This window comes from Halobellus inordinatus (assembly GCF_024464655.1).
Taxonomy (GTDB): Archaea; Halobacteriota; Halobacteria; order Halobacteriales; family Haloferacaceae; genus Haloquadratum; species Haloquadratum inordinatus.
The window spans coordinates 174,560-185,081 of sequence record NZ_JANHAV010000007.1 but is presented as its reverse complement, the minus strand read 5'-3'; the positions used below and the strand labels follow the sequence as shown (position 1 = coordinate 185,081).

At 61.7% G+C, this 10,522-nt stretch carries 7 protein-coding genes and 1 pseudogene; 4 read left to right on the top strand and 4 right to left on the bottom strand.

The features are described 5' to 3' along the window. Nucleotides 1–220: 220 nt before the first annotated feature. Together tnpA and NO347_RS13620 are read left to right on the top strand one after the other, a co-directional pair. A complete protein-coding gene (gene tnpA / locus NO347_RS13625) occupies nucleotides 221–610 on the top strand; it encodes an IS200/IS605 family transposase (protein ID WP_256290162.1) in 390 nt (129 codons plus the stop codon). After that, nucleotides 607–1,897, top strand: a pseudogene (locus NO347_RS13620) (RNA-guided endonuclease InsQ/TnpB family protein). Before tnpA ends, NO347_RS13620 begins: the two are co-directional and overlap by 4 nt. A gap of 75 nt (nucleotides 1,898–1,972) precedes the next feature. Here the strand turns inward: NO347_RS13620 and NO347_RS13615 are convergent. Further along, nucleotides 1,973–2,842, bottom strand: a complete 870-nt coding sequence (locus NO347_RS13615; protein ID WP_256290161.1) for a DMT family transporter — start codon at nucleotides 2,840–2,842, stop codon at nucleotides 1,973–1,975. Nucleotides 2,843–3,374: 532 nt separating this feature from the next. Here NO347_RS13615 and NO347_RS13610 point away from each other — a divergent pair. Continuing rightward, on the top strand, nucleotides 3,375–4,382 hold the full coding sequence (locus NO347_RS13610) for a DUF7544 domain-containing protein (protein WP_256290160.1): 1,008 nt from the start codon (nucleotides 3,375–3,377) through the stop codon (nucleotides 4,380–4,382). Between the two features lie 146 nt (nucleotides 4,383–4,528). Continuing rightward, on the top strand, nucleotides 4,529–5,860 hold the full coding sequence (locus NO347_RS13605; protein ID WP_256290159.1) for a phenylacetate--CoA ligase family protein: 1,332 nt from the start codon (nucleotides 4,529–4,531) through the stop codon (nucleotides 5,858–5,860). 84 nt (nucleotides 5,861–5,944) lie between these two features. Here the strand turns inward: NO347_RS13605 and NO347_RS13600 are convergent, their stop codons facing one another. The 3 genes from NO347_RS13600 to NO347_RS13590 are packed head-to-tail and all read right to left on the bottom strand — an operon-like array spanning nucleotide 5,945 to nucleotide 10,496. Next, the gene (locus NO347_RS13600) at nucleotides 5,945–8,005 is read right to left on the bottom strand and encodes a hydantoinase B/oxoprolinase family protein (protein ID WP_256290157.1); all 2,061 of its coding nucleotides are present in this window, start codon (nucleotides 8,003–8,005) and stop codon (nucleotides 5,945–5,947) included. Continuing rightward, the gene (locus tag NO347_RS13595; protein ID WP_256290155.1) at nucleotides 8,002–10,146 is read right to left on the bottom strand and encodes a hydantoinase/oxoprolinase family protein; all 2,145 of its coding nucleotides are present in this window, start codon (nucleotides 10,144–10,146) and stop codon (nucleotides 8,002–8,004) included. The genes NO347_RS13600 and NO347_RS13595 overlap by 4 nt, the downstream gene beginning before the upstream one ends. Continuing rightward, complete coding sequence (locus NO347_RS13590; RefSeq protein ID WP_256290154.1) at nucleotides 10,143–10,496, bottom strand: acetone carboxylase subunit gamma; 354 nt, start codon at nucleotides 10,494–10,496, stop codon at nucleotides 10,143–10,145. Before NO347_RS13590 ends, NO347_RS13595 begins: the two co-directional genes overlap by 4 nt. Nucleotides 10,497–10,522 lie beyond the last annotated feature (26 nt).

Genomic DNA, 10,522 nt, shown 5'->3' with positions numbered 1-10,522 from the left:
GGTGGGCGGACAGGCCGCCTCCGAAGGACGGTTCGGAATCCGCTCCGTTCCGACCGATTCCTACCTCGATATAGGTTGGCCTGTCACTTAAACGTCACCGTGGGGAACTCAGGAAAACCGTTTGAACAGTGGTCTGTTGCCCGGTGTGACGGCGCGTATCCACGGCCTGGAGGCCGTGGTATTGCGCCTGTTCCGCGTATAACCATAGTGTGTAGCACGGATGAAGACCACACGGCACGCAACCTACAACCTCAACTACCACATAGTGTGGCTCCCGAAGTACCGCAACGCGGTACTGACGGGAGAGGTTGCCGACCGTGTGGAATCCATCCTCCACGAAATTGCCGACGAGAAAGGCTTGGACATTCAAAACCTGACTGTTCAGCCCGACCACGTTCACCTGTTCGTCAGTAGCCCGCCCAAACACAGCCCATCACTGCTCGCCAACTGGTTCAAGGGCATTTCCTCGCGGAAGTACAACCACCGCCACGCCGACCACGACGGCGAGAAAATCCGGTGGGCACGCGGCTACTACGCCGGAACAGCCGGCCACGTCTCCAGCGAAACTGTCGAGAACTACATCAACCGACACAAGGAGGCCCAAGCGTGACCGAACTCACGAAAACGCTCGAACTGAAGCTTGTGGACCCGAACGTCCACAAGCGACAGAAGCTTCGTGAGACGCGGGACGCCTACCAGCAGGCGCTTCAGGCCGCCTTCGCCGCTGACTGTGACACACAGTCTGCCGCCAACGACGTGGTTGTCGAGTACGACCTGAGCGGCTACGCCAAAAACGCCCTCAAGAAGTACGTCCCACAGCTCTGTGGGAACAGCTACAACGCCGACGCACTGCACGATGACCACCCGATACGGTTCACCAACGAGGGACTGCAACTCGACCACCAGCCACAGAACGCTATCGAGTGGTACGTCAAAGTCCCGCACCACGAGGATTACCACCTCTGGATTCCGGCACGCGCCAATCCCGAACAGCGGGAGTGGCTTGAAGCGTTGTACGCAGACGACGCCGAAATGGGTGAGAGTCGGCTCTTCGAGCGGAACGGAACGTGGTATCTCCACGTCACCGCTACCCGCGACGTGGCCGAGCAATCTGAGGCGTCCGCCGACGAGCGGACGCCGCCAGACGAGTCTGGCGAGCCCTGTCTCGCTGGGCTCGACAGGACGCCGATAGGCGTGGACATTGGGAGAAGCGAGTCTTGTCACGGTGTGTCACCGTGACAGGTACGGTTCTCCGACCGCTCCCGAACTGTGGGCCGACGAGGGCAAGACTGTTCGTCGGCTTCGCAAGACCTACTTCACCGCCACGAGGCGACTTCAGACTCGCGGAAGCGAGCGTATCGCGGAGTCCTTCGGTGACGACCTGTGGAACCAGATAGACGACGTGTTCCACCGCGTCACCCGCGAAGTCGTGGAGTACGCCGAATCCGTTGAGAATCCCGTTCTTGTTCTGGAAGACCTGACGTACATACGGGAGAATATGGACTACGGCGCGTATATGAACCGTCGTCTCCACGGATGGGGATTCGCCAAACTCCACGCGCAGATACGCTACAAGGCCGTCGAGAAGGGTATCCCCGTCGAGACGGTGAACCCGCGAAACACCTCGAAAGAGTGCCATGCGTGCGGTGGGGTAGGATACCGCCCACAACAGGCGACGTTCAAGTGTACGAACGATGCGTGCTGGATGGGCGAGTACCAAGCGGACGTGAACGGAGCGGTGAACATCGCAGACCGCTACCTCAGCGGAGAGAGTCGTTTCAAAGAACACGAGAACGACGATGACTCGGCTGAGGATGGGGGGCGTTTGACCGCCCCACAAGACAGCCACACGGATGCTGAAACCCAGCAAGTGACGCGTGGAACGTATGCGTCTTGAAACCGTAGGGCCACGCTCGGCCTGAAATCCCGTGGTGGGATTCCTCCGCGTTCACGCGGAGGAGGAGGTCAACCTTCAGGCGGTTCCTTCCCGTTGGATGAGGATCACGCCGGCGACGACGAGAGTACCACCGACGAGTGTCACGACGGAAACCGACTCGCCCAGAACGAGCGCCCCGAGAGCCACAGTCACGCCCGGTTCGGCAGTGCTGATGATGCTCGCTCGACTCGCTCCGATCTTTGCGATGCCGGCGAAGAAGGTGAGGACTGGCACGACCGTCGCGAGAGTCGCGATCGCCAACACGGACCCCCAGGCCGTGGCTCCGACCGGCATCGCAAACCGTCCCGTTCCGATGCCGAATACAAAGAAGCTCGTGGCGGCCGCGGGTAACACGAACGCCGTCAGCGTCTCGGCGTCGACCGTCGTGAGCGCTCGCTGGCTCACGATGATGTACAGCGAGTACGCGAACGCGGCTCCGAGAACGACGAGGACGCCCCGCGGATCGACGCCGACCGGATCGACCCCGGTAACGAGGGCGACCCCGCCGATCGAGAGTCCCAGTGCACCCACCAGTGTCGGTGTCACCCGTTCAGGGTGGAGAAGCGCAGTCAAACAGACGACGAACGCCGGATAGGTGTAGAGGACGATCGCGACCATTCCTGCGCTCATAAATTCGAGGCCGAAGAAATACAGGGCGCTCTGCGTCGCGTATCCACCGGCTCCGAGAGCGAACGCGATCGCGAGAATTCGGCCGCTGGGCAGTCGGAACGTGCCACGGTGCCAAAGCACCGCCCAGACGACGACCGATGCGAGACCGAACCGGAGCGCGAGAACGGTCGGGATTGTGAGACCCGCATCGGCGGCGATGACGCCGAATATCCCGAGTGTTCCGAAACCGACGGCAGAGGCGACCACCAGTGCGATGCCGACTGTCTCGTCGTTCATACTCCTCTGCTGAGACAGTCTCTCAAAATACTATTGGATCGGATATATTACGCTCCGTTTCTGGGCCGAACAAAACATCATCACAATGAGTGTAGAAAAATATCTATTTAATGAATTGTACTAGGATAAAACTATTTTACAGCTAATTCCATTTTTCCATAGATTTAGCGTACATCCATACACAAAATATACATAATAGATGATTGGAAAATAGATAAAATATTTTATATTTAGAAGATATTATCATATATGTGGTATTTAAGATTCATTATGGTATACTTATACGAATATGAACGCTCGCTATATTCTCTCATCTCGCTTGTTTGGTTGCAAAAGTGTTATTTTGTTATGGTGAGAGGTTATGAGATGCAATGCTACGGATTGGTTCCCCGCACGCGACCTCCAACGATAGAGACGACCCACGCCATCAACCGAGACACGTCCCGATAGACCGACCGACGCCGACGCACGAACGGCACCAACCAGGACGAACGTCCGAGCCGAATGCGCTCTTGGCGCGGGAGCAGCGACGATGACGCTCTACGCTGTCGAAGCGATCGACGACGCGATCGAAGCGACGCGAGCGTTTCTCTGGCCGTTCGATCGAGGCCGATGGCTGCGGTTGGCAGTGGTCATCTTCTTCGTCGGCGGTACCGGCGGGTTCGCACCGTTTCAGTTCACTGGTAGCGCGCCGACCGGCCCCGGTCCCGGTTCCGAAGCCCCGCTCCCCTCGGGGACACCGTCGCCGGAGTTCGCTGCTCCCGGCGGCGTCGAACTGCTCGTGATCGCGGTCATCTTCGCGCTTATCGCTTCGATCCTCCTCGGATTCCTGTTCGTGGGATCGGTGATGGAGTTCGTCTTCGTCGAATCTCTCCGCCGAGAGGCAGTGTCGATTCGAAGTTACTGGCGCGACCGCTGGCGGTTGGGCGCCCGACTGTTCGGATTTCGACTTTTATTCGGCCTACTCACGCTGACCGTCATCGTCGCCATCCTCGCGGCGATCCTGTGGCCGCTTCTCGTTGGCGATGGTGGCTTCGCACTCGGGTTGGTGTTTCTCGCAATTCCGGTTTTCGTCGTCGTTGGAATCGTCAGCGGTCTCGTCGGTGGGTTCACGACGAACTTCGTCGTCCCGATTATGCTCCTCGAGGACCGAGCGTTGCTCGCTTCGTGGCGGCGATTCTGGCCTACGCTGACCGGGCAGTGGAAGCAGTATCTCGCCTACGCGGTCGTCTCGTTTATCCTTCAGATCGCGGCAGGTATCCTCGCGAGCATCGCGACAGTTCTGGGCGCCCTCGTGGCCGCGATCCCGCTCGGAATCGTGGGTCTCGTGGGCGTCGCGCTCCTCTCCGTGGTCGAAATTGTCGGGTGGATTCTGATCGCCGCTGCGGCCCTGATCTTCGTCCTCGCGATCTTCGTCCTCGGTCTGCTCGTCGCCGTCCCCGTGCAGACGTACCTCCGGTACTACGCGCTGTTCGTTCTGGGCGATACCGAAGCCGACTTCGATCTGATCGCCGGGCGCCGGGAGGCAGTCAGAGAGTAGCTCTCTCGGCTCGGGCGACGCACGCTGCGGTGTGCTGGACGTTCAGTGTCCGAAGACGAGACGAGTGGACTGTACCGCGATCAGCCTGGTCCAATATGGCATTCGTTGCCAAAGATATAATTCTCTCCGGGTTGAGACCCGGATGAATGAGCGACGTATACGATTCCATAGAGACCGAACCGTGGGCAGAGATCCAAGAGCGTCACAGCGAACTTCTCGATCAACAAGTCGACTACCTCGCCGCGGAGTCCGAATACTACCAGCGGAAGTTCGACGAGTGGGGCATCGATCCGGAGGACATCGACTCGATCGAGGCGCTTCGTGCTGTGCCGTTCACGACGAAGGACGACGAACGGGCGTGTCAGGCCGACACCGACCCTGAGAGACCGCTCGGAGAGCACCAAGCCGTGGCGACAGAGCGACTAAACCGGACGATCTCCTCGTCTGGGACGACGGGTAAGCCGACGTACTTCGGCCTCACCGAGCGAGACAGAAAGAAGTGGAACCAGGTCCTCAAGCGGTGTTTCTACGCTGCGGGCATCCGACCGGACGACACCCTCATCTTCGGCGTCGGCCAGACGATGGTCCCCGGGGGCACGCCCTACTTCGAGGGGCTGACGAAACTCGGCAGCAACGTCGTCCCAGCGGGCGGTGGGACGACGGAGCGACTCCTTTCCGCCACGACCGACCTCGACGGCGACGTCCTCTTCACGACGACGTCGCATCTCCGATACCTCTCCGAGCGCGCCCCCGAACTGCTCGATCACGACGTCGACGAACTCCCTGTCACGAAGCTCATCGGCGGTGGCGGCCCCGGTATCGCGAACCCCGAGATTCGCGAAGATCTCTACGACGCCTGGGACGCCACAGACGTCCGTGAAATAATGGGTCTGGGGGACGTCGTGGCGTGTCTGTGGTCCGAGTGCGAGGCCGAGAACGGGATGCACTTCCACGGACAGGAACACGCCCACGTGGAACTCGTCGATCCCGAGACCGAGGAGGTGGTCCCCTTCGAGGATGGCGCCGAGGGCGAACTCGTCTACACGCCGCTCCAGCGCGAAGCGACGCCGCTGCTCCGGTTCCGCTCCGGCGACGTCGCACGGGTCACCGGAACCGAATGCGAGTGCGGGCGGACCTCCCCGAAGATCCAGTGCATCGGTCGCACCGACGATATGCTGATCTACAAGGGGATGAACGTCTTTCCCTCCGCGCTCCGCGACGTCGTCTCCGACGTCGACGGCGCCCAGCCGCACGTCCGCGTGGTCGTCCCCGACGCCGACCAGGTCCACTTCGAGAAGCCGATCCCGCTAGAGGTCGTCGTCGACCCGGACACTGCACGGAGCGAAGACGAGATCGCCGGCGACGTCGTGGACGCAGTCCGATCGCACCTGAAAGTCCGCGTCGAACCGCGACTGGTCGATCTCGACGACATCGAGCTCTCGGAGTACAAAGCCGATCTCGTGGTGGTCGAAGACTAACAGCGACAGAAAGTGACCCCGAGGCACTCGCCTGCTCCGCCTGTAGAAAGCCGCAGCGAAAAATAGAACGGCAGAGACGCCGCGTTACTGCCGCAGCACGGGCGCTTCCTTCTCGCCGTCCGGCCAGGAGCCGTAGTGGTCGAGAATCTCCTCGGGCGGTTTCTTCTCCTCCCACTCGTCGATGAATGCGTCGAACGACTGCGCCTCCTCCAGGCGTTGCTCGCGGAACGCCTCGCGCCGCTGTTCGGTCGCGTCTTCGTCGACGGTTAGCGTGTCCTCGTCGTACTCGATCTGGTAGAGTTCGTCGGCCGAGCGGTGCGTCACGCGGTTGTCCTCGATGTCTTTCATCACGTCCTCGGGATCGCGTTCGAGGACGTCACCGTAGCCACACCCGCCGCCGGAGTGCCCGATGAACAGGTCCCCGTTCTCGTAGGGCTGGGACTCCCGCACGTGGCTGGTGATGTTGTAGTCAGCGTCAAGCGTCCGTTCCTGGAGCAGTTCGATGAGGTCGTCGGGGACGTACTCCCCGTTTTTCATCCGGTCTTTCAGGTCGGAGTTGGTGATGGTGATGCCGGGAATCGTCCGGGGTGCGTACCCGCCGAAGAGCCCCTGCCCCGTCACGAGTTTCGAGTTGTGACAGATCGAGAGCCACTCGACGACGGGAACGTGATGCATCATATAGCCGATCTGCATCCCGATCCCGCCCCGGTGCTTGCCGTGCCCGCAGGAGTCGGTGCCGTGCCGGAAGAACTGATGCGTGAACGGGTACTCGTTCTCGACGAACTCCATATTCGAGGCGTGGCCGAAGGGACACCACGGGAAGATCGCCTCGTCCTCGCCGTCGCGACGGGCTTGTCCGCCCGTCCCGTCTGTGTTGAGCCCGTGGGACATCAGGTCGGCGACCGGTTCGCCGTGCTGGCTCACACCGCCGAAGGCGTACCCCGGGCCGGTGTTGGCCATCGGCGCAGTGACGTGTTCGTTCTCGGTCTCGTCGTCGTACATCGACCGCGAGAACATCGTCGTCGTCGAGTCCATAATCACCTGATTCACCATCACGGCTTGGACCGTCGACGCCTCGGCGTCCGGATAGAGAATCGTCCCCTTCGGGATCTCGAAGTCGATCAGGTCGTAGGTCCCGTTGCTCTTCGGGAGGTCGTGGAAGGGGACACTGAACAGGTAGTTTGCGGTGTGTGCGATCGACGCGACCGGCTGTGAGTTGTACGCCCCGTCGTTCTCCGGCGACGTGCCGGTGTAGTCGATGAGGATTTCGGGGCCGTCTTTCTCCATCTCCGCGTTGAGGCGCCAGAGGCCGTCCTCGTATCCGACCGAGTCAGCGAAGTGAACGGTCCGGAAGGCGCCATCGTTCCACTCGTCGACGCGCTTTTTCGCGCCCTCCCGAGACTCCTTGATGTTTCGACGGAGCAGTCCTTTGAAGAAGTCCGGACCCTGTTTGTCGATGATAAGTTCCTTAATGCGCCGGCGGACCCGGTCGCAGGTCGTGACGCGGGCCCGCAGGTCGATCTCGTGCATCCGGGGCGCACGGGAGATGAAGTTCTTCTGCATCTCCACCATATCGCTCTTTAGCTGGTAGTTCTCTCCGATCTTGATCGGCGAGAGCTTCATTCCCTCGTCGTGGCGGGTCCGCGCGGAGATCGGCATCCCACCCGGTTCGATCGCGCCGGTCTCGGTGGTGTGGGCTGCAGCCGATACCCACGCCATAATCTCGCCGTCGTCGAAGACGGGCATAAACGCGATCTGGTCGGGGTTGTGAATCCCACCGTACAGGGCGTCGTTCGCGTAGAAGACGTCGCCGGGTTCGACGCCGACGGTCTCGTCATCGGCGAAGTTGTTGATGACGTACTTCAGCGGCGGGATGCCCGTGACGACGTGGAGATACGCCCCTGCCGCCGAGTCGACGAGGTCCCCCTCCGGAGTGTAGATCGCCACCGCGAGGTCGCGGGCGGCGATGAACTGCGAGACGCCCGAGCGGACGAAGACGTCCATCCCCTCGTCGAGGATGAGCCGCAGTCGCTCGGAGTAGATCTCGTAGTCGCCGTGCTCCAGTTCGTCCATACAGGCCAGTTCCTCCGCGGACGGTTCTTCGAGGTCGAGCCAGTCGATCAGCTGATCGCGATTGACAGTCATTGGGTGCCTCCGTTTTCGAGGATGCCGTTCCGATATTCGTCGAGTCGGTACTCCCAGCCCTCCGGCACTGCCGTCGTGGTGTAATCGGCGTCGACGACGGCAGGCCCGTCGATCTCCATCCCGGCGCGCAGGTCCTCGTACTCGAAGACCGGCGTCGAGACGAAGCCGTCGGCACCGCTCCAGCGGATGTCGCGGGACCCCGCCCGTGCGGGCGACGGATCGGGCTGCTGCATCGACGCAGTCGGCAGTTGGATGTCGGGGCTCTCGACCCGGGCGCGGAGCGCGAAGTTCTCCACGGTGATGCCGTGACTCGGCGTGACCGAGTACGGGGAGAACCGATCTTTGTACTGGTCGATGAAGTGATCACAGACGGCTTCGACGTCTGATTCGTCCGTGAGTTCGATCCGCGGCGACCGGATCCGCGCGACGTGGATCTGCCCGCCGAACCGCATATCTAGTTCGAGATCGTAGACGATCTCGTCGGGGTCGTAACCCTCACTCTTGATGTCGCGACGACCCTTTGCCTTCAGTTCTGCGACGACCTCGTTGAACGTCTCGTAGTCCGTGCCGTACTCCGCTTCCTCGCCGGAGTCACGGAGGTACATCGACTCGGACTGCTCGTAGATGTGAAGCGTGTCCATCGTCGCCGACCCCATCGCGCAGAACACCGGCGAGTACGGCGTCGTGACGACGGTGTCGATGTCGAGATACGATGAGTACGAGGCGGCGTGCAGCGGGCCAGCCCCGCCGAAGCTATAGAGAGCGAACTCGCGGGGGTCGTGCCCCCGAAGCATCGTCTCCTTCCGTACGGTGTTCCCCATATTCCCGTCGGTGATCCGGCGGATGTTCGAGGCCGCTTCGGCGACGTCCATCCCCGCAGGCTCGGCGACGTGGGTCTCGATCGCTTCCTCGGCTCTATCGACCGCCAGGCGCTGATTGCCCGCGTAGAACTTCTCGGGATCGATGAATCCGAGCACGACGTCGGCATCGGTCACCGTCGGCTGCGTCCCGCCGCGATTGTAGCAGGCCGGGCCGGGGTCGGCGCCCGCGCTCTCGGGACCGACTTCGATCCGACCGCCCAGCTCGTCGTTGACGGAGGCGATCGACCCGCCTCCGGCTCCGATCGATTTCGACTCGATCATCGTGCCGGAGACGCGCCAGCGGTCGATGACTGGCTCGAACTCGTAGGACTGCACGCCGCCGCGGGTGAGGATGCCGATGTCGAAGCTCGTCCCGCCCATATCAGTCACGACGGCTTTGTCGTAATCGAGCACGTCACAGAGGTACTCGCCGCCCTTCAGGCCGGCCACCGGGCCGCCGTTGAACGTCTCGACGGCGGTCGTCTTGTAAGATTCGGCCATCCCGCCGGTGTTGTGGAGCATCTGGATGTCGCCTTCGTAACCGTGGGCCTCCAGGCGGTCTTTGATGTCCGCGATGTGCTCCTGCATCAGTTCGGAGAGGTACGCGTCGAGCAGCGTCGTGTTCGTGCGCTCGTACTCCTGTTTCGTCGGCATCACCTCCGAAGAGAGGAACACGGGGATGCTCCCGAGATACGACGGTGGGTACTCCTCGCGGACGAGTTCGCGCAGGCGCTGCTCGTGGTCGGGATAGGCGTACGACCACAGCAAATTCACCACGATAGCGCGTGCCCCCTTGTCGACGAGGTCGCGGATCTGCTCGCGTGCGTGTTCTTCGTCTAACGGCCGGAGGACGTTGCCCTCGCTGTCGACGCGCTCCCGGATCCCGTTCGTTCGGGAGTCGGGCACGAGGTACTCCGGCTTCTTCGCGTCCGAGATGTTCCGCTGTTCGCTGTCAGTCAGCCCGTCTGCCCAGCGCGGTCCGCGGCCGATCTGTGGGTAGTCCTGCACGCCGGCGGTCGTGAGCAATCCGAGTTTCGGTCCCTTGCGCTCGATAAGACGGTTCATCGCCGTCGTCGTGGAGTACCGAATCGAGTCCACATCGCCGATGAGATCCTCGAGCGACAGATCGAGCTGGCGGGCGCACTTGTCTATCCCCTGGAAGAAGCACTCCGACATATCGTGCTCCGTCGTCGGCGTCTTCGCGGAGACGACGTCACCGTCGTGGAGCGTGAAGCAGTCGGTGAACGTGCCGCCCGCGTCGATGTTGATTCGCGTCGTCATTTGACGTCCTCCTTCAGGCTCTCTAAGTCCAGTTCGGTATCGTGCGTGATCGGGTGCCCCGGCGGGAGATACTCGTTCTCGATCATTGTGCCACATCCGGGGCAGTAGAACTCCACGATCCGGACCCAGTCGGGATCGGGCGCAAAGGTGTACTCCTCGCCCTCGATCAGCGGCGGGTGGACTTCTCGGGGGTCCCGTGCGTTCACGAGACAGTGCCGCTTGTAATTCTCCGCTGCCGGCCCCAACGCCTCACCGCAGTTGTGACACTGCCACTGTTCGGCGTCGAGGTCGACTGCGAGGTACTCTGCGACTCGTTTGGTCGTTCCGGTACCGGTATCAGATTCTACCATCGTCGTTCCTGTCGTGTGTTCGGTCG

Excerpts from the sequence above, each read along its gene's own strand:
- tnpA (WP_256290162.1), top strand. The coding sequence starts at position 221 with ATGAAGACCACACGGCACGCAACCTACAACCTCAACTACCACATAGTG.
- NO347_RS13615 (WP_256290161.1), bottom strand. The coding sequence starts at position 2,842 with ATGAACGACGAGACAGTCGGCATCGCACTGGTGGTCGCCTCTGCCGTC.
- NO347_RS13610 (WP_256290160.1), top strand. The coding sequence starts at position 3,375 with ATGACGCTCTACGCTGTCGAAGCGATCGACGACGCGATCGAAGCGACG.
- NO347_RS13605 (WP_256290159.1), top strand. The coding sequence starts at position 4,529 with ATGAGCGACGTATACGATTCCATAGAGACCGAACCGTGGGCAGAGATC.
- NO347_RS13600 (WP_256290157.1), bottom strand. The coding sequence starts at position 8,005 with ATGACTGTCAATCGCGATCAGCTGATCGACTGGCTCGACCTCGAAGAA.
- NO347_RS13595 (WP_256290155.1), bottom strand. The coding sequence starts at position 10,146 with ATGACGACGCGAATCAACATCGACGCGGGCGGCACGTTCACCGACTGC.
- NO347_RS13590 (WP_256290154.1), bottom strand. The coding sequence starts at position 10,496 with ATGGTAGAATCTGATACCGGTACCGGAACGACCAAACGAGTCGCAGAG.